The organism is Halanaerobium saccharolyticum (assembly GCF_003259895.1).
Classification (GTDB): Bacteria; Bacillota; Halanaerobiia; order Halanaerobiales; family Halanaerobiaceae; genus Halanaerobium; species Halanaerobium saccharolyticum_A.
The window spans coordinates 19,437-45,026 of sequence record NZ_QLME01000006.1 but is presented as its reverse complement, the minus strand read 5'-3'; the positions used below and the strand labels follow the sequence as shown (position 1 = coordinate 45,026).

The following is a 25,590-nucleotide window of genomic DNA, read 5'->3' as shown; positions in this document are numbered from 1 at the left end:
AGCGGAGAGCCCCTTTTATATGTAACATATTTCACTAGTACCAGGTACAAAACGACCGTTTTGTACCTGGTACCTAAGGTTTTTAATCTGCCTTTAATTGAGTTTTAAACCTTAAGATGATATAATTACTTTGATTGAGATAGTGAAAGTAAAGTAAATTACTTAAATAGCTGAATACCATTAAAATAGGATAAAAAATCATTAGATTCTAAACCTTAGGGAGGAAGATAAATGTTTGAGTTCCTCAAGAACTTATTTAAAGATGCAAATGAAAAAGAACTGGAAAAATTAGAACCAATTGTAGAGCAAATTAATGCGCTGGAGCCTGAAATGCAGGCTTTAAGTGATCAGGAATTGAAGGCGAAAACAGAAGAATTTAAAAATAGACATCAAAATGGTGAGAGTCTGGATGATCTTTTGGTAGAGGCTTTTGCTGTTGTGCGGGAGGCTTCTCAGAGGGCAACAGAAGCTGGATTTCGTCATTATGATGTTCAGCTGATTGGAGGTATTGTACTTCATCAGGGCAAAATAGCCGAGATGAAAACCGGTGAAGGTAAAACTCTGGCTGCAACTCTACCTGTCTATTTAAATGCTCTGACAGGTAAAGGTGTCCATGTAGTAACTGTTAATGACTATCTGGCCGAAAGAGATAGTGAATGGATGGGTCAGATTTATCGTTTTTTGGGAATGTCAGTTGGTGTAATTTTAAGTGGGATGTCTCCTGCTGAAAGGCGGGAAGCCTATAACTGTGATATCACTTATGGTACCAATAATGAGTTTGGCTTTGATTATCTGCGGGATAATATGGCCTATAAAGAAGAAGATCTGGTCCAGCGGGAACATCATTATGCAATTTTAGATGAGGTTGACAGTATTTTAATTGATGAGGCCCGGACCCCACTTATTATTTCGGGACCTGTCCAGGAAAAAAGTTCAGATTATCGAAAATTTAATCGAGTTATTCCTGCTTTAAAACGTGAGGAAGACTATGAGATTGATGAAAAAAATAAGCTGGTAACTCTAACTGAGGCCGGTGTTGAAAAAGCAGAGAAAAAATTAAATGTAGATAATCTGTATTCAGAAGAAAATTTCAAGCTTAATCATCAGTTAAATCAGGCCTTAAAGGCTCATACCTTGATGAAAAAGGATCGTGATTATATTGTTAAGGATGGAGCAGTAAAAATTGTGGATGAATTTACCGGCCGGGTCATGGAAGGCCGCCGCTACAGTGAAGGTTTACATCAGGCCATTGAGGCTAAAGAAGGGGTAGAGGTCCAGAAGGGAAGTCAGACCTTTGCCAAAATTACCCTGCAGAACTTTTTTAGGATGTATGATAAACTGTCCGGAATGACAGGTACTGCCGAAACTGAAGAAGAAGAATTTATTAAAATTTACGATATGCCGGTTGTAGTTGTTCCGACAAATGAACCGATGATTAGAGATGATATGCCTGATCTGGTATTTACCAATAAAGAGGCTAAATATAAGAATGTTATTGGAGAGATTAAAAGACTATACGAAAAAGGTCAGCCGGTACTGGTCGGTACAGCTGATATAGAAAATTCCGAAATGTTAAGCCGCGAGCTGAAAAGAGAAAATGTACCCCATCAAGTTCTAAACGCTAAAAACCATGAGCGTGAAGCCGAGATCATTAAAGATGCCGGACAGAAAAAAAGTGTGACCATTGCTACCAACATGGCCGGTCGTGGTACAGATATTGTCCTGGGTGATGGTGTTGTAGAACTCGGTGGTCTCCATGTTTTAGGAACTGAGCGTCACGAAAGTCGTCGAATTGACAATCAGCTGCGTGGTCGTGCTGGTCGTCAGGGAGATCCTGGATCTTCACAGTTTTATGTATCGCTAGAAGATGACCTCTTAAGGCTCTTTGGTTCCGATAAAATTAACGGTATTCTGGATAAACTGGGTGTAGATGAAGATCAGCCGGTTGAACATAAGATGATATCTAATTCAATTGAGCGGGCTCAGCAGAAAGTCGAAAGCCGTAACTTTGATATTAGAAAAGCAATTTTAGAATATGATGATGTTTTAAATAAACAGCGTGAAGTTATTTATGGACAGCGTAAAACTCTGCTGACTACAGATGAGCTGGAAGAAAAGATTGCCGGAATGCTGGAACAGCTCCTGGAAGATGTAATGGAGATGTTTATTTCCGGAGATCTACATCCTGATGAATGGGATTTAGAAGGGATGCTCGAATATCTGCATGGAATTGCTCTGGCCAGAGATATAGAAGCTGCTGAGATTGAGGGTAAAGAGCGGAGCGAGATTAAAGAAAAAATTACTTTAAGTTCTCTGGGTTCCTATCAGAGTAAGCGAGAAAAGGTTGATTCTGAGCGCTTCAATAAAATAATTAAATTCCTTGCTTTAAGAGTAATTGACCGGAAGTGGATGACTCATCTTGATAATATGGATGAACTGAGACAGGGAATTGGCCTGAGAGCTGTCGGCCAAAAAGATCCGCTGACAGAATATAAATTCGAGTCTTTTGATATGTTTAATGAGCTTACTTCTTCCATCAGAGAAGATATTGTAGAAACTGCCTTTAAAGTTGAGGTTGAAGAAAGAGAAAATATGCCAGCACAGCAGATTAAGCAGCGGCAGCTGAATTATTCTTCTCCGGAGGCTGCTTTAGAAGGGAAATCAAAAGGTAATGATAAAAGCAGTGCTGGTGATGGCAGTATTGGACAGGCAACTGTTGTTAAGGAAGAAGAACCCGGACGTAATGATCCCTGCCCCTGCGGCAGCGGTAAAAAATATAAAAAGTGTTGTGGGAGATGATTGTAGTGAATAATAATTTTAAAGAACGATTTTCAGAGTTAAAAGATAGATTTCAGGATTTGAGTGATTTACTTTGACCGGGAAAAACTGCTGCAGAATAAAAAGAAGATAGAAACTGAGATGGCAGCCGGTGGTTTCTGGGATGATAAAGAAAACGCACGCCAGAAATCGCAGAAGCTGGACCGGATCAAAAAACGCATGCAGGTTATTAATCAGCTGGAAGAAAAGTTTGAGGAAGCTGAAATTTATCTAGAGCTGGCAGCAGAGGAAGATGAAAGCTTAGCCAGTGAACTTAAGCTGACCTTGACTGAGCTGGAAAAGGAGCTCGAAAAACTTGAGCTAAAGCTGCGTCTAAATGAACCCTATGATGATCATAATGCAATTCTTTCTATTCATCCTGGTGCTGGAGGAACGGAATCTCAGGACTGGGCTCAGATGCTGCTTCGAATGTACAGCCGTTGGGCAGAGTCCAATGGTTATGAACTGCAGACCCTGGATTTTAACCCCGGGGAGGAAGCCGGAATCAAAAGTGTAACATTGATGATCAGTGGAGATTATGCTTATGGTTATTTAAAAGGAGAAAAAGGAGTACACCGCCTGGTTAGAATCTCTCCCTTTGATTCCTCAGGCCGGAGACATACTTCCTTTGCTTCGGTTGATGTAATGCCGGAGATTGATGATGATATAGAAGTTGATATTGATGAAAATAATTTAAAAATAGATACCTATCGGGCCAGTGGTGCCGGTGGTCAGCATGTAAATAAGACTGACTCAGCGGTTAGAATTACCCATCAGCCGACAGGAGTTGTGGTCCAGTGTCAGAATGAACGCTCTCAGCATAAAAATAAAGCCACAGCGATGAAGGTTTTAACTGCCAAACTGCTGGAGCTAAAAGAAGAAGCTCAGGCTGAAAAAATTGATGAATTAGGTGGAGAACATAAAGAAATTGCCTGGGGAAGTCAGATTAGATCCTATGTTTTCCATCCCTATAGTATGATTAAAGACCACCGCACTGATTTTGAAGAGGGTAATGTTGACAAGGTTATGGATGGTTATCTGGATGAATTTATAGAAGCCTATTTAAAATTTAAAAGTGCTCAGTAATCATTATAGAGGACAGTAATAATTATTAAAGAGGAAAAGGTGAATTTCTTGAAGAAAATACTAATTGGGATCATTTTAATAACATTTATTGCAGCCGCCTGGACCCTGACGGCGAGAATTGACCGGGTAGATCAGAGCCCGGGTATAGAAATAGTAATGGACGGAGAAGCCTATTCGGAGCTGAAGTCTCTTGCTCCAGAGATTAATCTGCAGAAACTAAAGAAAAATGGAATTACTGCTCTTGCTGTTTATCAGCAGAGTTTAGAAGATTTTCTGGATAATGGTGCTCTAAAAAGAATTGAAGCTCTGGATATAATTTTAGCAGGAAACGAACTGCAGACAGGGCTAGAAAATAATGAAATAAATATTGGTGAGCTGGAAAATTCAGCATTATTTGCAGTTTTCAGTGATTCTTTAAGAGAACAGCTTAATAATTTAGCTCCGGAACTGGCTGCAGAATACTCAGCAGAAGTTATTAATACAGCTGAGTATGATTTTATTTACTTTCCCAACTGGCATGAAAAACTCGAAGACTTAAATTTAGGTTTTAATACTGCTCAGGTTCGGGAAGCTCGTAAGCAGGGTCTGAAAGTTGTCTATCGCAGCAATAATAAGTTAAATGCCTTTTCTGCCTTAAAAAATAATCTGGAATTATTAAGTCCCCAACTTCTGGTTTTTGATGGGGAAGAAATAACTGGTTATCCAGATAGAATCGAAGAAACTGCTGCTTTGATGGAGGAGCATAATTTGATTTTCGGAAATATAGAAGCTTTTATTGCTGACCAGAATGGAGCAGAAAAATTGGCTAAATTGAATAATTATCAGCTGCTGCGAACACACAGTATGCAGCAGGAAGAAGTAGAAAAGGCAGATGATCAGCAAATCATCAGCCGTTATTTACTTTCAGTTAGGGAGAGAAGTGTTAAGGTTCTTTATCATAAGCCCTATTTAAAAGGAAATCAGCTGGCAGAGAAAAATCTGGGGCTGCTTTCAACTTTAACTTCTCGCCTGGAAGCGGAAGGTTATCAGCCCGGAAACTCAGAACCTGTATCCTATTACAGTAATTCCAGCTGGCATCTTTTAGCAATTTTGCTGGGTGTAACAGCTGCCGGCATTTTACTTTTGAATTATTTTACAGCGTTTAAATATTCAGTGATTATGAATATTTTCTTTTTGGCCTCAGCTGCAGGCGGAATTTTTCTTTTACAGTCCGGTCGAGGAATTTTGTTAAGGCAGATAACAGCACTCGGATCGGCGGTGATTTTTCCTTCTCTGGCAGTAATTATATTTCTGCTTGAAAAAGATAGAGGAGGAGAAAATCTTGAGGGCGGCCTCAGCCTGGCCTTTGTCTTTTTCAATTTCACTGCTGCTGTTATAACCGCTTTGATTGGAGGAGTTTTTGTAAGTGCTGCTTTAAATAGCAGTGAATTTATCTTTAAAATTAATGCTTTTAGAGGGGTAAAACTTGCTTTTTTACTGCCTCTGATCATAATTTCACTTTATTATCTTTTCCGGCCCGGAAGCAAAAATTTGAGGCAGCAAATTCCACAGCTGCTGGAAAGAGTGATTAAAGTAAAGCACATTATTCTGGCCGGAGGACTGGCACTAATTGCAGTTATCTATATCGGGAGAACCGGGAACTTTCCGCTGCTGCCGGTTCCAGCCTGGGAATTAACTGTTCGCAGTCTGCTGGAAAAATTGCTTTATGTAAGACCGCGTTTTAAAGAATTCTTAATTGGACATCCGCTCTTTATTTTTGCACTCTACCTGGGGGCAAAAAAAAGAAAAGAGTTATTCTTTTATCCACTTTTAATGCTGGCTTCAGTGGGAGTAATTACTACTGTTAATACATTTTCTCATCTGCACACACCGGTCATGATTTCACTGCTTAGAACTTTTCATGCTTACTGGTTGAGCTTTGGAGTGGCTTTAGTTTTAATTGGTTTTTATAAATTATTTAATTATCTTTATCAAAAATATTATTTTACCGGGGTTAAATAATGAAAAATATTGTGATTTCAGGTTATTATGGTTTTAACAATCTCGGTGATGAGGCTGTTTTAGCAGGAATAACCTCGCTTTTAAAAAATAAAAATGAAAAACTTAAAATAACTGTTCTTTCAGCCAGTCCTCAAAAAACAGCTGAACTTTATGATGTAAATTCAGTCAGCCGGACTTCACTTATTCAGATTCTGGCTGCCCTGGCTGAGGCAGATCTTTTTATTAGTGGTGGCGGCAGCCTGCTGCAGGATGTTACCGGCAGTTTTTCTGTTCCCTATTATCTGGGGCTGGCCTGGCTGGCAAAAATGCAGAATACAAAAACTGTCTATTATGCTCAGGGTGCTGGTCCGCTAAATAAATGGTGGAGCCAGAAAATAACTGCTCTGACGTTGAATAGATTTGATATACTGGGTGTGAGGGATCTGGGTTCAAAAAATCTTTTGAAGGAGATAGATGTCAAAAAGAAAATTGAGCTGACAGTTGATCCTGTATTTGCTCTCTATGATCCTTTAAATAATATGAGGCAGCAGATTAAAGGTAAAATAGAAGTTGGAATTTCGGTCAGGCCCTGGTCAATTGATTATCTATCAGAACTTGCAGCAGGCTTAAACAAGTTTGCGCAGACCAACAATATTAAATTTGTTTTATTTCCGATGCATCAAGGTGCAGACGAAAAAATTTCGAGAGAGTTAAAAGGTAAATTGAAAGCTGAAACTGAGATTTGTGATCTTCCTGCAGTGCCGGGAGAAGCTTTAAAGGCATTTTCTCAGCTTGATTTATTTGTTGGAGTTCGTCTGCATAGTCTAATTTTTGCGCTGCTAAATCAAATTCCGCTGCTGGCATTAAGCTATGATCCCAAGATTGAGGGATTAATGACTGAGCTTGATTATCTGCCGCTGATCAAACTGGAGGATTTGGAAGCAGCAGAAATAGCGGAGAAACTGGAAACTATTTTTGCAGAAAGATACAGTCTGCGCAAAAAAATTAAAGAGTTTTTAAAGCAGAAAACGGTTGAAGCTGAAAATTTTGCAGAACTGGTTTTAGAGGAGGTTGACTCTTGCGGGAGCTGATAAAAATACTGGATGTAAATATTGATCGGGTCAATCTTGAGCAGGCCGCAGATCGGGTTAAAGAACTAATTGCTGATCACAGTCGACCTTCTTTAGTGGTAACCCCAAACTCAGAAATGCTGGCCCTGGCGGCTGAAGACAGGGAGCTGGCTCGAATTTTGAATTCGGCTGATCTGGCAACTGCAGATGGGATTGGAGTGGTCATTGCTTCTAAAATCATGAGAGAACCTCTCCAGGAAAGGGTTGCAGGATTTGATTTGATTAGTTTAATCTTTAAGCAAATGGCTAAAGAGGATGTTAATTTTTATTTTCTGGGTGGTAAACCGGGGGTTGTCGATCAGGCAGCTGCAAATTTAAAAAGAAAGTATCCTGCTTTAAATATTTCAGGATATCATCACGGTTATTTAGACCATAAAAATCAACAGAAGGTGATTTCGGAAATAAATGAAATGAATATTGATCTGCTGCTGGTGGGAATGGGAGTCCCCCTGCAGGAAAAATTTTTGGATAATAATTTGAAAAATTTAAATGTTGGAGCTGCAGTAACAGTTGGCGGCAGCTTTGATGTGCTGGCTGGAGAGGTAAATCGAGCTCCACTCTGGATGCAGAAGGCTGCTCTGGAATGGTTTTATAGATTACTGCAGGAGCCTTCTCGTTTTGGCAGAATCTTATCTCTGCCCAAATTTATATTTTTAGTAATAAAATCCGAATATTTTAGCTGAGTTTATTTTTATGGTTTTAAAACAAATTAAATTTTAAACAAGGAAATAAGTTTATAAGGGGGAGATAATTTGAAAAAAAGAACAATCATTGACTATCTGGGAATCACAGTCGGCTCTTTTTTGATTGCGCTGGCTTTAACTGTGTTTCTGGTTCCAAATAGAATTGCAGCCGGTGGAGTCAGCGGGCTGGCAACTGTTATCTATTATATAACATCTTTTCCAATTGGGATTACAATGTTGATTATCAATATTCCACTCTTTCTGGCCGGTCTTAAGATTATGGGGACCAGTTTTGGGATTCGGACTATTTATGGAATAATATCTCTTTCTGTTTTTACTGATCTGCTGCAGCCCCAGATGACAGCTCTGACTGATGATCTGCTGCTGGCCTCAATTTATGGAGGTGTGGTCGGTGGAATTGGTCTGGGAATTGTTTTTCGTTCCCGGGGAACTACCGGAGGTACAGATATGATAGCTTCCCTGATCAATTACTTTACTGGAATTACTGTTGGTGAGGGACTTTTAATCGCTGATGGAGTTGTAGTGGTCCTGGCTGGTATCTTTTTTAATCTAGAAGTAGCGCTTTATGCAGCAGTTACAATTTTTATTACCTCTCAGACTATAGATGTTGTCCAGGAAGGTTTAAACTTCAAAAAAGGTGTGCTGATTATCTCTGATAAAGCTGATGAGATCAATCAGATGGTGGTTAATGATTTGAACCGCGGGATTACCGAATTTGAAGCTAAGGGTGGATATACAGGTAACAGAAAACAGGTGCTGCTCTGTATTATTTCACGTTCTGAAGTATCAGAACTAAAAAAAGCAGTAGCAAAAATAGATGAGGAAGCATTTGTAATTATTAGTAATGTTCATGAAGTACTTGGTGAAGGATTTACAGAAATAGCACATTAATTTATTTTTGGAATTGACGGCTGATTAATAAATTTTTATGTTCAGCATTTATCAATTATATTTTAAAAATTAAGAAAGCAGGTGGCGTAGTTAATGAAAAAAATTAGACAAATATTAGATAATAAATTGTGGTTAATAACAATAGCATTCGTGCTGTTATTTACTTTTGCAGTTTCTGCCCAGGATGGTGGAGTAGAAAGGCAGCTGCCTCAGGAACCACAGCAGGAAGAAAATTATACAAAGGCAGATGCTTTTCAGGATGTTATGTTTTTGCTGCAAAATTACTATGTTGAAGATGTAGAATTTGAAACTCTGATTGAAGGTGCCATAGATGGAATGTTAAATGAGGTTGATCGTTATTCATATTTTATGTCTCCTTCTGAATACGAAGAAATGCAGCAGGAATATGAAGGCCATTACGGTGGAATTGGAATTGTTATTACAATGAGAGATAATAAATTGACTATTGTTTCTCCAATTAAAAATACTCCCGGCGAGAGAGCTGGATTGAGAGCAGGAGATATAATAACTGCAATTGACGGCCAGAAAACTGCAGAAATGTCGCAGATGAAAGCAGTGGATTTAATGCGGGGAGAAGAAGGAACAGATGTTACTCTGACAATTGATCGTGGTGATGAAGATCCTTTTGATGTTGAAATCACTCGCGAAGATATAGAGGTTCCTTATGTAGAGACAGAGATGAAAACCGAAGAAATTGGTTATATCAGCCTGGCTCAGTTTATTGAAAATGTCGGAACAAAGGTTGAAACTGCAGTTGCGGATTTAAAAGAGCAGGGAGCCCGGGGAATCATTCTTGATTTAAGAAATAATCCTGGTGGTCTGCTGAATGAAGCTGTTGATGTTTCTTCAGTCTTTTTAGATGAAGGAGTTATTGTTTCAGTAAAACAGAAGGACGAGACTGAAAGAGTCTTAGAAGTCAATAAAAATATTAATGCTGATACTAAAATTCCTTTAATAGTTTTAGTTAATAAAGGATCTGCCAGTGGTTCAGAAATTGTTGCTGGAGCGGTAAAAGATTATGATCGAGGCAAGTTGATGGGAACCACTACTTTTGGTAAAGGAGTGGTACAGTCTGTAATACCACTTAAAGATGGTTCTGCAGTTAGTTTAACTACTGCCCGTTATTATACCCCTGCTGGAAATTATATTCATGATAAGGGAATTACTCCAGATATCAAAGTGGAATTAGACCTGGAAGCTGCTCAGGAAGATGGCAGTGATAATCAGCTTGATCAGGCAGTTGAGGAAATGGAAAATATGATCTTTGTCCGTGATTTTCAGGATAAAAAAGCTTCAGGTGAATAAAAAAATTAAGCTGATAAATTAAAGACAGGTATTTTAGGAGCTGAATAAAATGAGTATTTTTGAGATAATGGGGCCGGCTATGATCGGTCCTTCCAGCTCTCATACTGCGGGAGCTGCCAGAATCGGTAGAATGGCCAAACTCTTATTTGCAGATAAAATAGATCGAGCAGTTGTTAAGCTGCACGGATCTTTTGCAGATACCGCAGTTGGTCATGGAACTGATAGAGCAATAATTGGAGGCTTACTGGGATTTTTACCTGATGATCAGCGTCTGCGTAGTTCTTTTGAGCTGGCAGAAACTGAAGGTATGGAATTTTCCATAGAAGAGGTAAAATTAAGAGAGGTCCACCCCAATACAGCTCAGATTATATTGTATAATAAGGAAAAAACTAAAAACTTAGAAATTGTTGCTTCTTCAATTGGTGGTGGCAGAATTAAAGTTACAGAAATTAACGGCAGCACTGTTGAATTAACAGGTAGAATGCCCACTCTCTGGATTTTACATCAGGATCGTCCGGGAGAAGTTGGGATTATCACGTCTATCCTGGGTAGTTATAAAATCAATATTGCTTTTATGCAGGTTTATAGAAATCGAAAAGGTGAGATTGGGTCCTGTATTATAGAAATGGATGATCAGCCCAACCAGGATGTAATCACTAAATTAGAGAATTCTGAGGATATTCTTCAGGTTCGATATTTGCCGAGGATATGAGGTGGAATAGATGGAATATGCTACAATAAAAGAGCTTGTCTCACTGGCTGAAGCTGCTGAAACTTCTATCTGGAAGATAGTACTCCAGGTTGAAGCTGAAGAGGAAGAAATGACTGAGGCAGAGGTCAGAAAATCAATGCTGGCAAATTTAAATGTAATGAAAGAGGCTGTTGATTATGGCCGCAAAAATAATATTCAGACCGGAGGTGGCCTGGTTGGAGATGAGGCTCTTAAGCTGGAAAAATATCTAACTACTGCCTCAAAATCTGAGCAGAATAATATATATAATAAAATGATTACTTATGCCCTGGCTACTGCAGAGGTTAATGCAGGGATGGGTAAGATTGTGGCCGGACCGACTGCTGGGGTCAGCGGAATAGTTCCTGCAGTGGTGCTTGCAATTGGAGAAGAAAATAGTTTAAGTGATCAGAAGCTGGTAGAAGCTTTATTTACTGCAGCAGGACTGGGTTATGTTGTCTCCAGAAAAGCGACTCTGGCTGGTGCGGCCGGTGGCTGTCAGGCTGAATGTGGAGTTGGAGCTGCAATGGCGGCAGGAGCAGCTGTTGAGCTCAGGGGAGGCAGTCCCCGGATGGCGGCTGATGCTTTTGCAGTGGCTTTAAAAAATCTGCTGGGTTTAGTTTGTGATCCAGTAGCAGGACTTGTAGAAGTGCCCTGTGTAAAACGAAATGCTTTTGCTGCCGCTCATGCTTATACAGCTTCTACAATGGCACTGGCAGGAATTGAAAGTGTGATTCCGGCAGATGAGGTCATTATGGCCATGACAGAAATTGGTGATCAGATGCCGACCTGTCTTAAAGAAACATCTCGCGGAGGACTGGCAGTAACTCCTACTGCTTTAAAGATTAAGCAAGACCTGTAGTAAGAAATATGATAATAAGTTATAATAAAATAGATTCTAACATTCAAAAAGTTGAATTATAAAGATTAAGTTAAAATAGTAAAATCTAACTCAATCTAACTTCTAAATTATTAAGGGACAGCATTAATGCTGTCCCTTAAATAGTTTATTTAGTTTTGACTTATAACTCTTTTTTTAATTCAGCTACACTTTCAAAAACATAATCATAATACTTTTGATCAGCACTCAGCTCTTTTAAGTCATCTCTTTTACTTTCTCCACTCAAAACTAAGATTCCTGTAATTCCTGCATCATGAGCCATCCTCATGTCGGTATATAAGCGATCTCCCACCATTGCCAGCTCAGATTTTTTTAAATTAAATCTTTTTAAAATATATTCAACAGTAAGATTGGATGGTTTGCCCACAATTAGAGGTCTTTTACCCGTTGTGGCTGCCAGCAGTTCGATCATTGCTCCTGTATCAGGTTGGGTTTTGCCCCCACTTAAAGGACAGACCAGATCCGGATGGGTGGCTACATAATTAACGCCGGATAGTATCAGCTCATGGGCATCCCAGAGTTTTTGATAAGTTAAGCTTTTATCAAAACCTAGAACTACATAATCTACACTTTCTGCTTTCTCTTTAATATTTTCTTCTCCATTGACAATTTGATGGCCAAAACGTTCCATTTCCTTTTTTAAAGACTCTGTTCCTAAAAGATAAATTCTTTTCCCCTTCTTATTTCCCTCTTCTGCCAGATAAGAGGCAGTAATCTCACCTGAGTTAATAATCTTTTCAGCTGTAACTTCAATTTGCATTTGAGCCAGTTTTTGCTGATAATCAGCTCTATTTTTAGAAGAATTATTAGTTAAGAATATGTAATCTCTGTCTGTCTTTTCAAGTTTTTCTAAAAAGTCCAGACTCCCCTTCAATATATCGTTTTCCAGATAAATTGTCCCATCCATATCCAGCATAAAAAATTTTATTTCTTTTAGATCATTTAAATCACTCATTTGTTTCCCCTTTCAAAATCTCATTTTATATTCATTGTCTCAGAAAAACAGAAAGATCTTAACTTGCCCAATTCTAGAATTAATTAATGTTAGTATTAATTTATCAGTACTTTTAAATGAATTCAAGTACTAAAGCAAAACCCGGCTGCATTTTGCAGTCGGGTTTTATTAAAAAATCTATTTACTTTGCTAAACTTAGTTATCAAATAACTCTGTATAATCCTGAAGCACACTGTCAGCCTGTTGATCAGCTTTGTTTAGGGCTTCGTCAGCAGAAGAAACTCCTGTAAATGCTTCTTCTACTGCTGTATCAACAATATCTCTGATCTCAACAAAGTTTCCTAAGAGTACACCATTGGCTGCTGGGGACTGGACTCCACTTAAGACCTGCAGAAAAGCTGTTAAGTAGTTAGGATTGTCGCTAAACCAGTGGTTATCCATTAGAGTTTTAACGGCTGCATTTGTTGCCGGGAAATAGCCTGTATCTTTGTGCCACTGAATTGTAACATCAGTTGAACTCAGATATTTAAAAAATTCTACTACTGCCGCATATTCTTGATCACTGTGACCCTGCATTACCCAGAGAGAAGCTCCACCAATGACTGAATTACCAATTCCATAACCTTCAATACGAGGTAAGAAGGTAGTACCGACTTCAAAATCAGCAGATTCAATAATTGAACTTAAAGAAGAAGTTGACTGAATTAACATTGCAACTTCACCGGCTAAGAAATCCTGGTTGGCAGAATATTCACGGCCTCCATAAGCTACAACATCTTTTTCTACCAAATCTGTCCAGGTTCCCAGAACCATTTTAGCAAAATCACGGTCAAGGTAAACTTCATTTGCTCGGCCGCTGCGGCCATTATCGTTATTTGCATAAGGTTTGTTGTGATAAGCATGCATCTGTTCTAAAATCTAGGCCGGCCAGCCAAAAGATAAACCATGATTTGCTGCACCACTGTTTATTATCTGCAGACCCATTTCTTCAATGTCTGCCCAGGTTTCTGGAACAGCTGCTATACCTGCTTCTGCAAATGCATCTTTGTTGTAATAAAGCATTGCAGTTGAGGAGTTAAAGGGCATAGAATAAAGATGACCATCAACACTATAGTAGTTTAAAATAGGCTGAATAACACTACCGAAGTCAATTTTACCTTCTGCTATTTCGTAAACAGGTACAATTGCTTCACTATCTAACATTGTCTGAGTACCTACTTCATAAACCTGAATAATATGGGGAGGATTACCGGAGCGGACAGCAGAAATTCCCTGAGTTAAAGTTTCTGCATAACTGCCGGTAAATTGAGCTGTTACATTAATATCATCGTGTTCTGCATTAAAACCATCAACAATTTTTTCTACTGCAGCAGTACGACCACCGCTCATCGCATGCCAGAATTCGAGTTCTATGGTTTGAGCAGAGACCATGGCTGCACTAAAAGCAAAAAGAGTGACTAAGGTTAAAATAATAATAGATTTTTTTAACATAAATGTTCTTCATTTAACTTAATAAATGAAGATTACACCTCCTTTTTTTGATGAAAAATGAACCTGAGACAGATGAGTAATTCTGAGATTATAATTCAACTTCCCTGATTGAATTTTTTACTCTCACCCCCGATTGAAAAATTATTTAATTAAACTCACCGCAGTTTATCCCTCCTTTGATAGGTATCAGTATCTATTATTTATCCTGCTGCATAGCAAAGCCTTCAACCAGACTTTTCTGCAGAGTTAAATAAACTAATAGTGGTGGTATAACACCAATTATTAAAGCCGCCATAATTACATTCCATTCCGGTTGGGCATCAGATGGGATCAGCATTTTAAGACCAATCTGTACCACCCGGACACGGGCACTATTAGTAGTTACTAAGGGCCAGAGATATTGATTCCAGACCCAAATAAACTCAATAGTAAACAGGGCAACTATATTACTTTTAGAAAGTGGGATTAAAATTGACCAGAGAAATCTCAGTGGAGTAATGCCATCTATTAAGCTGGCCTCCAGCAGTGATTCTGGAACAGTCATATAAAACTGCCTAAATAAAAGTACTCCGGTTGCACTGGCGAAAAATGGGATAGTCAGTGCATAATAGGTATCCAGCCAGCCTAAATTGTCCATTAATTGATAGGTGGGAACAATTCTGATTGGCAGCGGCAGCATGTGGGTAATTAAAATCATGACAAAAAGAATATTTTTGCCCGGAAAATTTCCAAAATAGACAAAGGCAAAGGCTGCCGAAATTGAAAGTGCAATTTTACCGACAGCTGTAACTATTGAAATAAAAGCACTGTTAAAAAGCAATTTCCCCATATTTGAACGCTGCCAGGCCTCTCGATAATTATTGATTAGATTGTTTCCAAGCTGCAGTTTTGGTGGGGAAGAATAAACTTCATTTACATTTAGGGTACTGACCATAAAGGCATAAATTATTGGAAATGAAACTAAAAATACAGAAATTATTAAGAATAGATGAATAAAAATTGTAGTGGACTTTTTGCGCTTCATTCTGAATTCTCCCCTTTACTGATAGAATACTTTTTCGCCGGCATATTTAAACTGAATTATGGTGATTACTGCTACAAAAACAAAGAGAATAATCGACTGAGCCGAGGCATAACCGGTTCTCATACTTAAAAAAGCATCTCTAAATAATTTATAGGTAACAATATCTGTGGCTCGAGCCGGCCCCCCTTGAGTTAGCACGTCTACAACCCCAAAAGTTAAAAAGAAGACCTGCAGAGTATTCATAATCAGGAGAAAAAATGTAATTGGCGAAATTAAAGGAAAAGTAATCCTCCAGAATTTTGTAACAGGACTGGCACCATCAATATCAGCTGCTTCTAAAAGTTCAGGGGAAACATTCTGCAGGGCGGCAATAAAGAAAATGAAATTATAGCCGAGCATCCGCCAGCTGGAGGCAATAATAATTAAAATGAAAGCAGCTGTTCCATTATTAATCCAGTTGAATTCATAAGTGGTTAATAGCTGAATGTAATAGGACATGATTCCTACATTGGGGTGCATTAAAACTCCCCAGATAATACCGGAAAAAGCAAAAGAAAAAGCAAATGGCCAGATTAATAAACTTTTATAAATTTTTGCGCCTCTAATTTTTTTATTGGTCACTACTGCCAGGATTAGAGCAGAAGCAATAGAAATGAAAACGGTCACTCCTGTAAAAACAATGGAACGGGTTAAACTATTCCAGTAGGCAGGAGAAGTTAAAAGCCGCTGGAAGTTTTGAAAACCAACATAAATTATTCTGTTACCAAAAGGTGTCGAGCGAAAAAAACTTAAATAGAGTGATTGTAGAGAAGGATAGATCAAAAAGGTTGTAACAATAATAATTGATGGTGCAATTAAAAGATAAGCTAAATAGTGATATTTTTTAGCAAACTTACTGTTCAATCTGATTACCCCCTAAAAGTGATAATATTATGAATTTTTAAACTAAAAAAATAATTACAAGCTCTAATTTTATATTTCTCTGTTAGAGTAGAAAACCCTGCTTTAAAATTATAAAACAGGGCTTAAAATTTATTTTTATTTTTTATATTCAATTCTATGCAGCAGATAAAAATAACTAAGACCGGCCAGCAGAGAAATTGCACTTCCTACAGCATACATTGCTGCACCACCGGCTCCATCATAAATCATTCCCCCAATCAGACTGCTGGCAACAGTGCTGACACTAATAATTGAAGCATAAAGATTCTGTCCGGTCGAACGAAATTTTTCTCCAACCAGTTTCGAAATATAGCCAACCGCTGTGACGTGAAATAAAGCATAGGTTAAGCCGTGGAAGATCTGAGTCAAAAGTAAAAGTACAGGTGAGGACCAGATAGCAATTAAAAACCAGCGGAGACCAAAAGTCATGGCTGCTAATAATAAAACTTTTTTTAATTTAAATTTTTTCAAAAAGATATCAGCCTTTTGAAAAATAACGAGCTCACTGCCGGCAGCAATAAACATTCCCAGTCCCAGCAGAGTTTCTCCCCCTCCAATTGATTTGAAATAGATGGGAAAATAAACAAAATTAGCAGTTAAAGGTGCCTGAATGAAAAAGGTAAAGATCAAAAAATATAATAGATCTTTATTTTTAAATAAAAGTTTAAAACTGCTTAAACTTGTAACTTTGATAGTTCTGTCACTTTTGGGTAGTTTATAAGCAAAAAATAAAGATAAAAAAAGGCCGGAAGCAGCTAATATAAAAGTACTTTCTGATTGAGTCTGTTCAATAACCCAGCCAAAAGGCATAATTCCGAGCATATAACCGAGCGAGCCCCAGACTCTAAATTGTCCGTACTGTTCGGCTCTGTCCCCTAGATAGTTGAGCAGTAAAGAATCAGAAAGGGGGACAATGGAGCTGCTAAAAATAACAAAAAAACTGTAAAGTATAAAAATCACTAAAAAACTTTGACTCAATAAAAAACTGAGGGAAAAAATAAGGGTTCCCGAGATAGTAAAGAGCAGTATTTTTTTATTTGCCTCAAAATAATCAGACATCATTCCCCAGATCGGGAGAGCCATAATGGCGGCTGTTTTGGCAGCTGAAGTCATCATTCCAATTTGAGTTGCCGAAAGTCCGATTTCTTCCATGTGAATATTGATATAGGTTGTAGCTGCTATGTAGATATAATAGATAAAATAATATGATTTAAATAAGATGATAATTCCTTCTTTCCCTGATGTATTTATCATAGTATAAGCATTTTGCTTTCTTTTTGCAAGAGTTTTAACAAATTAGTTTATCTTTTAAAATAAGTGATTTTATATAACTTTAACTTTTTAGAAATCTAGTTTTAACTTCTCTCCTGTATAGTAATAAATAGGGTAGTATTTGGAGCAAAGAAAGAATATTGAAATTAAGGAACTTAACAATAATATCGAATATTCTTAATTGACAAATAATTCTAATAAATATATAATAAGCAGTAGAGGAGGTGGTAAAAAACGAATAAGAGTTAGGTTAAGATATGACAGAATTTTAGCTAAAGGGGAGTGAATTATTAATGAGAAAAATAACTATGCTGCTTGCTTTATCACTGGTTTTGGTGCTGACTTTTTCTGCAGCTGCTCAGGAAGATCCGATTACTATTAATTTCTGGCATGCCATGGGGGGACACAATTTAGAGGTCACAGAGACTCTGGTTGAGAGATTTAATGAACAGCATGCGAATATTGAGGTTGTGCCACAAAATACGGGTACTTATAATGACACTTTAACTAAGACAGAATCTGCAGTAAGAAGTGGGGATGCTCCTCATATTGTTCAGATTTATGAAATTGGAACTCAGGTAATGGTTGATAGTGGAATTATCATTCCAATTGAAGAACTTGGGAGAGAAGTAGCTCAGGATGATAGTTTTGATTGGGGTAAATTTTTAACACCAGTTTCTAATTATTATCAGGTAGATGGGCAGTTAAACTCAATGCCTTTTAATTCATCTACTCCTATATTATATTATAATAAAGATGCGTTTAAAGAAGCCGGTCTGGATCCTAATGATCCACCACAGACTTTTAGTGAACTGAAAGAATATGCCGAACAGCTGACTATCAGAAATGAAGATGGAGATGTTGAACGCTATGGTTTTACTCTCGGTATAGTTGGTTGGTTTGTAGAACAGATGGTTGCAAATCAGGATGCACTATTGGTTAATAACAACAACGGCCGTGATGGTAGGGCAACTGAATCATATTTAGATCAGGAGCCAGCAGTTAGATTTGTTGAACTTTGGAAAGAAATGGTTGAGGAAGAGATTATGTTAAACCCTGGCCGCGGCTGGGATGGTGCAAAACAGGCATTCTTATCAGGACGTGCTGCAATGATGATCGAATCTACCGCCCAGGTTACAAACTTTAGCGAAAATGCTGAAGCATCAGGTTATGAACTGGGTACAGCTTTTCTACCCCGTCCTGATGGTGTAGATCGCGGTGGAGTAATTATTGGTGGAGCCAGCCTCTGGGCACTTAGAGATCATCCACAGGAAGAGCTAGAAGCTGCCTGGGAATTCTTAAGTTTTCTGACCGAAGAAGCACAGCAGGTTTACTGGTTTGAGCAGACAGGATATTTCCCTGTAACTAAATCAGCAGTAGAAAGAGAAATGAATAATCAGTTCTTTGCTGAAAATCCAAATCATATGACAGCATTCCTACAGCTTCTGTTAAGTAAAAAAGGTGCTCCAACTCAGGGTGCTTTAATTGGGACTTTCCCTGAAGTAAGACAGATAGTAGAAAGTGCAATAGAGGAGACCTTACAGGGGACTATGACTCCACAGGAAGCTATGGAAGATGCAGCGGCACAGGTAGATGAGTCACTACAGGAATATAATTCACTTTATCAATAAAATCTAAATTAAATAAATGATTTGAAAAAGATGATTTCCCTTCCACTTAAAAACTGGAAGGGGAATTGTTTTTTTATCCAAGGGGGGAGACAGCAGTGAAAGAACAGGATTATAATTCTCACTTTTTAGTACCATATTTATTAATTATTCCTTCAATGATTATTTTGATATTTTTTCTTTACTGGCCTACACTCCAGTCATTTTTCTTAAGTCTATATAGAACTGCCCCATTTGGTTCTCGTGTTATTTACAGTGGTCTAGATAATTATAAAAAATTATTTACTGATCCGTCTTATCTGGATAGTCTGCAGCGTTCGGCAGTTTTTGTGCTGATCACAATTTTTGGTGGACTGACATTTTCTCTAGTGCTGGCTACTTTTCTTAATAAAAAACTAAAGGGGATCCATATTTACAGGACAATTTTTTTTATTCCCTATGCGATTTCTCCCACAGTTGCCGGTTCACTCTGGGTTTTCCTTTTAAATCCGGTTGCCGGACATGTAAATTATGTTTTAGATTTTTTGTTTGGTTTTCAGGTGCCCTGGCTTACAAATGGTTTTTTTGCTTTTATTGCAATTATAATAGCAACTATCTGGAAAAACATGGGTTTTAATATTATTTTCTTTCTGGCAGGTCTGCAGTCAATACCGGACAGTGTTTATGAATCCGCTAAAATTGATGGAGCAAATTCCTGGCAGATCTTTAGAAAAATAACTATTCCTTTACTTTCACCCACAACTTTTTATTTAATTATTATGAATATCCTGTTTACTGTTTTTCAGGCCTTCGGAATAATTGATATTATGACCCAGGGTGGTCCGGCAAATGCGACCAATCTGGTTATCTACAAATTGTATAGAGATATGTTTGTTAATTTTAGACCTGGGCTGGCAGCAGCACAATCTGTAGTTTTACTTTTCTTAGTTTTAATTATAACCTTTTTCCACTTTAGATATGGCAGTAAGGGAGTACACTATCAATAAATCCGGGGAGGTGCTTAATTATGTTTAAATCAAAACACAAACGAGAATTAGCGGATAAGATATTCAGCCATCTATTATTAATTATTTTAAGTTTTATAGTTATTATGCCGATCCTATTTGCATTCAGTATAAGTTTCCAGACCCGCTCCCAGGTATTTACTTATCCACCTTCATTTATACCTGATCAATTATACTTCGGGAATTATATTAGAGCCTGGAATCTGGTAAATATGGGGCGGCTTTTAACTAATAGTTTAATTGCTTCAGTAATTGTGATGGTTGGTAAGTTAACACTTGGTGTTTTAAGCGGCTATGCTTTTTCGCATTTTGAATTTAAAGGAAAAAAGTTTTTGTTTTTTGCAATTTTATTTACTCTGATGCTGCCGATGCAGGTCAGGGTGGTCCCTCTTTTTGACTTTGTCAGCAAACTTGGCTGGACCAATACTTATACAGGACTGGTAATGCCTTTCCTGGCAAGTGCAACCACGACTTTTCTGATGAGACAGCATTTTTTAACTATCCCCAAATCATTGATGGAGTCAGCCCAACTTGACGGCTGTGGTCCATTTAGATTTTTGTTTCAAATTTTAATTCCACTTTCCGGACCAACTCTAGCCGGGCTGGCGACAGTTAACTTTCTGGTAATGTGGAATGCCTATCTCTGGCCGCTGATTATTTTGAATTCAGATAGTATGAAGGTCTCCCAGCAGGGGATTAGAATGTTATTTGCCAGTGCAGCCGAAAGAGAATGGGGTTTAATTATGGCCGGTACAATAATGGTTGTAATTCCAACTCTTGTTGTTTTTCTGCTGGCCCAGAAGTTTTTTGTTAAAGGGATAGCTACTCAGGGAATTAAGGAATGATTAGTTAAAAATCATACAATAATTTTCAGCTGAGAAGTGGAATATAAATTTTCTGCCGAGACTATTCAATCAGATTTGCAGCTCTCCTTTAAAAGTTATATTATACAACTATAAAAACAAAGTTTTTTAAAGATAGATAGAGGAAGTGATTATTAATGGAGACAAAGATTATTGGACACCGTGGTGGGGTAAAGGGTTATCCGGAAAATACTCTGGTCGCTTTTAAAAAAGCAGTTGAGCTGGGTGCTGATGGGGTAGAATTTGATGTGCAGCTGACAAAAGATGGAGAAGTTGTAGTTATTCATGATGAACTGATCGATAGAACAATGACCGGCAGTGGACTGCTAAAAGATTATACTTTGAGTGAATTACGCAAAATGAGTGCAGGTGAATTTTTTAGTCCTGAATTTAAAGCTGAAAAAATACCAACTTTAGCTGAGGTGCTGGAAATCGTTAAGAATTTAGAGGTTATCAACATTGAGTTGAAAAACTTTCTGCTTTATCCCGGCCTGGAAGCAAAGGTTTTAAAGCTGGTTGATCAATTTAAAATTAGAGATCAGGTGATTATCTCTTCTTTTAATCATTACAGCCTGCAGACGGTAAAAAAACTGCAGCCGGAAATTAGAACTGGGGCTTTATTAATGTCAAAAATGATTAATCCTGCTGATTATAGTTTTAAAAGAGGTTTTGATGCTTTACATCTACATTTTTTAACTGCTGATCAGGAAGTAATAGATAAGTCTCATTTTATGGGGATGCAGCTTAATGTTTATACAGTAAATTATCCGGAAGCAGTTATTGATTTAATGAAAAAAGGAGTAGATATGATCATAACTGATGATCTTGAGATGGCGCTGGAAATCAGGGAGCAGAATAATAATTCTTAAAAATCGGGTTTTTGAGGCTGCTGAAAATTAGTATTATAGTCCAATATCCAAGTCTCTTTTTTAATCTATTTGTAATTTTATAACTTGAATTTCCAGCTGCTATTTACTATAATTAAGATAGAAGGTAGAAGACTAAAAAAACAAATTATTAAAAAATTGTTGGATTGTTTTTGCCGCTAAATGAAGAGAGGTGAGCAATTATGTTAAGAAAGCTCAAGAATCTCGAAGGTTTTACAATTCATGGTAAAGATGATGATTTGGGTAAAGTTAAGGATTTCTATTTTGACCAGCAGCGTTTTGGCTTGAGGTATGTTGTTGTAGATACGGGTAACTGGCTTAAACATCAAAAAACTTTGATTTCCACAAATTCTTTTATTCAAATAAATTATGAACAGGAAGAGATTCTAGTTGATCTGACTTCAGATGAACTAGAAGAGGCTCCAAGTTTAGATAAGAATAAACCTATTTCTAAAGTTATGGAAGAAAAACTCGTAAAACATTTTGACTGGCCAATTTACTGGGTCAGTCCTCATCCTACTGATGGACCTGCAATCCAGGCAGGTAGTGTAATTAGAGAAGAACTCTTTGATTTTAGTGTGTTAACAGCTGAAGAAAAAAGAACAAAAGAAAATGATGTAGAGTCTAATCTGCGCAGTTTTAATGAAGTCAGAGGTTATCACATCCAGGCAGAAGACAAAGAATTTGGGCATCTGGAAGATTTATTTGTGGATGAGGAAGATTGGGCAATTCGTTACCTCTTAATTGATACGCGTAATATTTTACCGGGTAAGGATGTATTAATTGCACCTGAGTGGTTAGAGCTTATAAGCTGGAATGAGGAAAAAATATTTGTAAATAAAACAAAAGAAGAGATAAAAAGTGCTCCCGAATATAGAGAAGAAAAAACAGATTATTTAGTCCATCGTGATTATGAAGAAAAACTGTACGATCATTATGATGAAATTAAATACTGGCAGCAGTAAATTTGGTTATCAATTTAGAATTATGGAAACTATTAAGAGACAGGTGGTGAATTAATTGGAGCAGGATTTTCTTGATAGTATGAGGCAGATTATAAAAGAAGAGATTTCTCCCCTGGAAGGGAAACTAGACAAAAACACAGAAGCGATATCCTCCTTAGAAACCAAGGTTGATGAGAACACAGAGGCAATATCCTCCTTAGAAACCAAGGTAGATGAGAATACAGAGGCAATATCCTCTATAGGAACCAGGGTAGATGAGAACACAGAGGCAATATCTGCTATAGGAGTCAAGGTAGATGAGAATACAGAGGCAATATCGTCTATAGAAACCAAAGTAGATAAAAATACAGAGGCAATATCTGCTATAGCTACAAAGGTTGATGAAAATACCGGAGGATTAAATTCTGTGTGTCGACAGCTTGAAGAAAATATTCTTATTTTAAAAGCATTAGAAGAAAATAAGGATTATAGGAATAATCAAATGGACAAATTGATTAATGATGTGGCTGAAATTCAGGGAAGTATTAAACATCTTGAAGAGTCATTTAATAATCACAGCCATGAAGTAAAAACTGAAATTGGCAAAGTTAAAGTAAGTTAAAACTTATGAGCCCTTAGTTGGGCTCTTTTTTTTTTGAGTTTACGTACCAGGTACAAAACGGCCGTTTTGTACCTGGTTAAAGTGCGTATATTCACAAATTAATGGTAAATTGATTTTAAATTTAACTTTAATTCAGTAATGATTATTGCTATAATAGAAGGACAGCACCTAAACATATATTCACTTTTTTGAAAAATGTCATAAATTTTACTGAAATTATTTTTGGATAAGAGTATAATAAATATAATTATGATAACACAGATCTAGTAAAGAATTTTAAAGTTCTGCTAAATTATCAATTAATAAATTAGGAGGGGATAGTTAGTGAAGGATGGACAGTTTAAATTAAAGGCCCCTTTTGAACCAAAAGGTGATCAGCCTGAGGCAATAGAACAATTGGCTGCAGGGATAAGAAAAGGACATCGTCACCAGACATTACTTGGTGCGACTGGGACGGGAAAGACTTTTACCATGGCCAAACTGGTAGAAGAGGTTAATAAACCCACTCTGGTTATTGCACATAATAAAACTCTGGCAGCTCAGCTGACCAGTGAATTTAAGGAGTTTTTTCCGGATAATGCTGTTGAATATTTTGTCAGTTATTATGATTATTATCAGCCTGAAGCCTATGTACCTCAGACTGATACCTATATAGAAAAAGATGCCTCTGTCAATGATGAGATTGAAAAATTAAGACTATCGGCAACAACTTCACTTTTTGAAAGAAGAGATGTGCTGATTGTAGCCAGTGTATCATGTATTTATGGACTGGGTTCTCCTGATGATTATTTAAATTTATCTCTGGATCTTAAAGTAGGCAAGATAATGGACCGCAAAGAGATTACTCGTAGTCTTACTTTTATGCAGTACAGCCGTAATGATATGGATACATCCCGCGGCCATTTTAGAGTTAAGGGAGATGTAATAGACATTTTTCCTGCTTATAGAGATATTGCAATCAGAGTCGAACTTTTTGGAGATGAGATTGATAGAGTAACCCGGATTAATACTGTAACCGGTGAGGTCGAGGCTGAAATAGATGAGATGACAATTTATCCGGCCAGTCATTTTGTTACTCCAGAAGATAAGGTTGAAAGAGCAATTAAAACAATAAATTCCGAACTAGAGGAACGATTAAAAGAACTGCGGGCAGAAAACCGTCTGGTTGAGGCCCAGCGACTGGAACAGCGAACACGTTATGATTTAGAGATGCTGGAGCAGATGGGATTTTGTTCTGGAATTGAAAACTATGCCCGTCATCTGGCAGGACGAGAACCAGGTTCTAGACCGATGGCTCTTCTGGATTATTTTCCAGATGATTTTATGGTGATTATAGATGAATCCCATATGACAGTTCCCCAGATTGGTGGAATGTTTGCCGGTGACCGCTCGCGTAAGGAAAAGCTGGTGGAGTATGGATTTCGACTTCCCTCTGCTTTAGATAACAGGCCGCTTAATTTTGAAGAGTTTGAACAGGTCGTGCCTCAATCAGTTTATGTTTCTGCAACTCCTGGTCCTTATGAGCGGGAGCACAGTCAGCAGATAGTTGAGCAGATTATCCGTCCAACAGGACTTGTTGATCCGAAAATTGATGTCCGGCCGACAAAGAGTCAGATTGATGACCTGCTGGAAGAAATTCGACAGGTTGTAGGAGATGGTGAGCGAGTTCTGGTCACAACTCTGACTAAAAAAATGTCAGAGGATCTGACCGAATATCTGGCTGAAGCCGGAATTAGAGTTCGCTACCTTCATTCTGATATTGATACAATTGAACGTTCAGAAATTATTCGTGATCTCCGATTGGGAGAATTTGATGTCCTGGTAGGAATTAACCTTTTAAGAGAGGGTCTTGATTTACCAGAGGTTTCTCGAGTTGCAATTTTAGACGCTGATAAAGAAGGTTTTCTGCGTTCACAGAGGGCGTTGATCCAGACAATTGGTCGTGCTGCCCGTAATGTTGGTGGTAAGGTAATTATGTATGCCGATAAAATTACTGATTCAATGAAAACTGCAATTGACGAAACTGAAAGAAGAAGAGAAATTCAGATTCAGCATAATAAAGATAATAATATTACTCCGGAGACAATTATCAAACCAGTAAGAGATGTTGTTAAACCAGTTGAGATGGTAGTTTCCGAAGATAAAAGCCGCTATTATGATAAAAGTCAGGATAATCAAGATGCTGATGATAATACTCAAAATTATGATAATATGACACGCAAAGAGATTCAGCATTTAATAATAGATCTAGAAGATGAAATGGAATCAGCAGCAGATAACTTAGAGTTTGAGATTGCTGCTCAGATTAGAGACGAAATAGAAGAATTAGAAGCAAAATTGGAAGAAAAATAATAAATATTTTTAGGTACCAGGTACCGAAAACGATTTCTTGT

The 25,590-nt window shown here is 37.6% G+C and carries 20 protein-coding genes and 1 pseudogene; 16 read left to right on the top strand and 5 right to left on the bottom strand.

Annotation, left to right across the window (positions count from 1 at the left end; all coding sequences use genetic code 11):
* The first annotated feature begins 231 nt into the window (after window positions 1-231).
* The 9 genes from secA to sdaAA all read left to right on the top strand — a co-directional run bounded on the left by secA (window position 232) and on the right by sdaAA (window position 11,526).
* Complete coding sequence (gene secA / locus C7958_RS05805; protein WP_111571726.1) at window positions 232-2,799, top strand: preprotein translocase subunit SecA; 2,568 nt, start codon at window positions 232-234, stop codon at window positions 2,797-2,799.
* Window positions 2,796-3,903, top strand: a protein-coding gene (prfB, locus tag C7958_RS05800; RefSeq protein ID WP_375669760.1) for a peptide chain release factor 2 whose coding sequence is annotated in 2 segments (ribosomal slippage) — window positions 2,796-2,864 and window positions 2,866-3,903 — 1,107 coding nt in all. Because the reading frame shifts where the segments join, the coding sequence is not laid out codon by codon here. The genes secA and prfB overlap by 4 nt, the downstream gene beginning before the upstream one ends.
* A gap of 39 nt (window positions 3,904-3,942) precedes the next feature.
* Window positions 3,943-5,904: a DUF5693 family protein gene (locus tag C7958_RS05795; protein WP_243834271.1), complete on the top strand. Its 1,962-nt coding sequence runs from the start codon at window positions 3,943-3,945 to the stop codon at window positions 5,902-5,904.
* Window positions 5,904-6,974, top strand: a complete 1,071-nt coding sequence (gene csaB, locus C7958_RS05790; protein WP_111571723.1) for a polysaccharide pyruvyl transferase CsaB — start codon at window positions 5,904-5,906, stop codon at window positions 6,972-6,974. The genes C7958_RS05795 and csaB overlap by 1 nt, the downstream gene beginning before the upstream one ends.
* Window positions 6,962-7,696: a WecB/TagA/CpsF family glycosyltransferase gene (locus C7958_RS05785; RefSeq protein WP_111571722.1), complete on the top strand. Its 735-nt coding sequence runs from the start codon at window positions 6,962-6,964 to the stop codon at window positions 7,694-7,696. The genes csaB and C7958_RS05785 overlap by 13 nt, the downstream gene beginning before the upstream one ends.
* 69 nt (window positions 7,697-7,765) lie before the next feature.
* Entirely contained in the window at window positions 7,766-8,608 is an 843-nt protein-coding gene (locus C7958_RS05780; protein ID WP_111571721.1) for a YitT family protein, read from the top strand.
* A gap of 93 nt (window positions 8,609-8,701) precedes the next feature.
* A complete protein-coding gene (locus C7958_RS05775) occupies window positions 8,702-9,934 on the top strand; it encodes a S41 family peptidase (RefSeq protein ID WP_111571720.1) in 1,233 nt (410 codons plus the stop codon).
* Between the two features lie 49 nt (window positions 9,935-9,983).
* Window positions 9,984-10,646 carry an L-serine ammonia-lyase, iron-sulfur-dependent subunit beta gene (gene sdaAB, locus C7958_RS05770; RefSeq protein WP_111571719.1) on the top strand — a complete coding sequence of 221 codons (663 nt, stop codon included), beginning with the start codon at window positions 9,984-9,986 and terminating at the stop codon, window positions 10,644-10,646.
* A 10-nt stretch (window positions 10,647-10,656) separates the two neighbouring features.
* Entirely contained in the window at window positions 10,657-11,526 is an 870-nt protein-coding gene (gene sdaAA / locus C7958_RS05765; RefSeq protein WP_111571718.1) for an L-serine ammonia-lyase, iron-sulfur-dependent, subunit alpha, read from the top strand.
* Between the two features lie 160 nt (window positions 11,527-11,686).
* Here sdaAA and C7958_RS05760 read toward each other — a convergent pair whose 3' ends face one another.
* The 5 genes and pseudogenes from C7958_RS05760 to C7958_RS05740 all read right to left on the bottom strand — a co-directional run bounded on the left by C7958_RS05760 (window position 11,687) and on the right by C7958_RS05740 (window position 17,231).
* Window positions 11,687-12,520, bottom strand: a complete 834-nt coding sequence (locus tag C7958_RS05760; RefSeq protein WP_111571717.1) for an HAD-IIA family hydrolase — start codon at window positions 12,518-12,520, stop codon at window positions 11,687-11,689.
* 195 nt (window positions 12,521-12,715) lie between these two features.
* A pseudogene (locus C7958_RS15895) lies at window positions 12,716-13,909 on the bottom strand (ABC transporter substrate-binding protein).
* A gap of 298 nt (window positions 13,910-14,207) precedes the next feature.
* A complete protein-coding gene (locus tag C7958_RS05750) occupies window positions 14,208-15,035 on the bottom strand; it encodes a carbohydrate ABC transporter permease (RefSeq protein WP_111571716.1) in 828 nt (275 codons plus the stop codon).
* A 15-nt stretch (window positions 15,036-15,050) separates the two neighbouring features.
* The gene (locus tag C7958_RS05745) at window positions 15,051-15,938 is read right to left on the bottom strand and encodes a carbohydrate ABC transporter permease (RefSeq protein ID WP_111571715.1); all 888 of its coding nucleotides are present in this window, start codon (window positions 15,936-15,938) and stop codon (window positions 15,051-15,053) included.
* Between the two features lie 135 nt (window positions 15,939-16,073).
* Window positions 16,074-17,231: an MFS transporter gene (locus tag C7958_RS05740; protein ID WP_111571714.1), complete on the bottom strand. Its 1,158-nt coding sequence runs from the start codon at window positions 17,229-17,231 to the stop codon at window positions 16,074-16,076.
* A 311-nt stretch (window positions 17,232-17,542) separates the two neighbouring features.
* On the opposite strand from C7958_RS05740, the gene C7958_RS05735 reads away from it, so the two are divergent.
* The 7 genes from C7958_RS05735 to uvrB all read left to right on the top strand — a co-directional run bounded on the left by C7958_RS05735 (window position 17,543) and on the right by uvrB (window position 25,549).
* Window positions 17,543-18,880: an ABC transporter substrate-binding protein gene (locus C7958_RS05735; protein ID WP_111571713.1), complete on the top strand. Its 1,338-nt coding sequence runs from the start codon at window positions 17,543-17,545 to the stop codon at window positions 18,878-18,880.
* Window positions 18,881-18,975: 95 nt separating this feature from the next.
* Window positions 18,976-19,863, top strand: coding sequence for a carbohydrate ABC transporter permease (locus C7958_RS05730; protein WP_111571712.1), 888 nt, complete (start codon window positions 18,976-18,978; stop codon window positions 19,861-19,863).
* A 20-nt stretch (window positions 19,864-19,883) separates the two neighbouring features.
* On the top strand, window positions 19,884-20,726 hold the full coding sequence (locus tag C7958_RS05725) for a carbohydrate ABC transporter permease (RefSeq protein WP_111571711.1): 843 nt from the start codon (window positions 19,884-19,886) through the stop codon (window positions 20,724-20,726).
* 155 nt (window positions 20,727-20,881) lie between these two features.
* Window positions 20,882-21,613 carry a glycerophosphodiester phosphodiesterase gene (locus C7958_RS05720; protein WP_111571710.1) on the top strand — a complete coding sequence of 244 codons (732 nt, stop codon included), beginning with the start codon at window positions 20,882-20,884 and terminating at the stop codon, window positions 21,611-21,613.
* A gap of 200 nt (window positions 21,614-21,813) precedes the next feature.
* Window positions 21,814-22,596: a PRC-barrel domain-containing protein gene (locus C7958_RS05715; RefSeq protein WP_111571709.1), complete on the top strand. Its 783-nt coding sequence runs from the start codon at window positions 21,814-21,816 to the stop codon at window positions 22,594-22,596.
* A gap of 55 nt (window positions 22,597-22,651) precedes the next feature.
* Complete coding sequence (locus C7958_RS05710) at window positions 22,652-23,197, top strand: hypothetical protein (protein ID WP_111571708.1); 546 nt, start codon at window positions 22,652-22,654, stop codon at window positions 23,195-23,197.
* A 324-nt stretch (window positions 23,198-23,521) separates the two neighbouring features.
* Window positions 23,522-25,549 (top strand): excinuclease ABC subunit UvrB, encoded by a 2,028-nt coding sequence (gene uvrB / locus C7958_RS05705; RefSeq protein ID WP_111571707.1) that lies wholly within the window; start codon window positions 23,522-23,524, stop codon window positions 25,547-25,549.
* The last annotated feature ends 41 nt before the right edge of the window (window positions 25,550-25,590 follow it).

Excerpts from the sequence above, each read along its gene's own strand:
- secA (WP_111571726.1), top strand. The coding sequence starts at position 232 with ATGTTTGAGTTCCTCAAGAACTTATTTAAAGATGCAAATGAAAAAGAA.
- C7958_RS05715 (WP_111571709.1), top strand. The coding sequence starts at position 21,814 with ATGTTAAGAAAGCTCAAGAATCTCGAAGGTTTTACAATTCATGGTAAA.
- C7958_RS05775 (WP_111571720.1), top strand. The coding sequence starts at position 8,702 with ATGAAAAAAATTAGACAAATATTAGATAATAAATTGTGGTTAATAACA.
- sdaAA (WP_111571718.1), top strand. The coding sequence starts at position 10,657 with ATGGAATATGCTACAATAAAAGAGCTTGTCTCACTGGCTGAAGCTGCT.
- sdaAB (WP_111571719.1), top strand. The coding sequence starts at position 9,984 with ATGAGTATTTTTGAGATAATGGGGCCGGCTATGATCGGTCCTTCCAGC.
- C7958_RS05740 (WP_111571714.1), bottom strand. The coding sequence starts at position 17,231 with ATGATAAATACATCAGGGAAAGAAGGAATTATCATCTTATTTAAATCA.
- C7958_RS05725 (WP_111571711.1), top strand. The coding sequence starts at position 19,884 with ATGTTTAAATCAAAACACAAACGAGAATTAGCGGATAAGATATTCAGC.
- C7958_RS05735 (WP_111571713.1), top strand. The coding sequence starts at position 17,543 with ATGAGAAAAATAACTATGCTGCTTGCTTTATCACTGGTTTTGGTGCTG.
- csaB (WP_111571723.1), top strand. The coding sequence starts at position 5,904 with ATGAAAAATATTGTGATTTCAGGTTATTATGGTTTTAACAATCTCGGT.
- C7958_RS05720 (WP_111571710.1), top strand. The coding sequence starts at position 20,882 with ATGGAGACAAAGATTATTGGACACCGTGGTGGGGTAAAGGGTTATCCG.
- C7958_RS05750 (WP_111571716.1), bottom strand. The coding sequence starts at position 15,035 with ATGAAGCGCAAAAAGTCCACTACAATTTTTATTCATCTATTCTTAATA.
- C7958_RS05760 (WP_111571717.1), bottom strand. The coding sequence starts at position 12,520 with ATGAGTGATTTAAATGATCTAAAAGAAATAAAATTTTTTATGCTGGAT.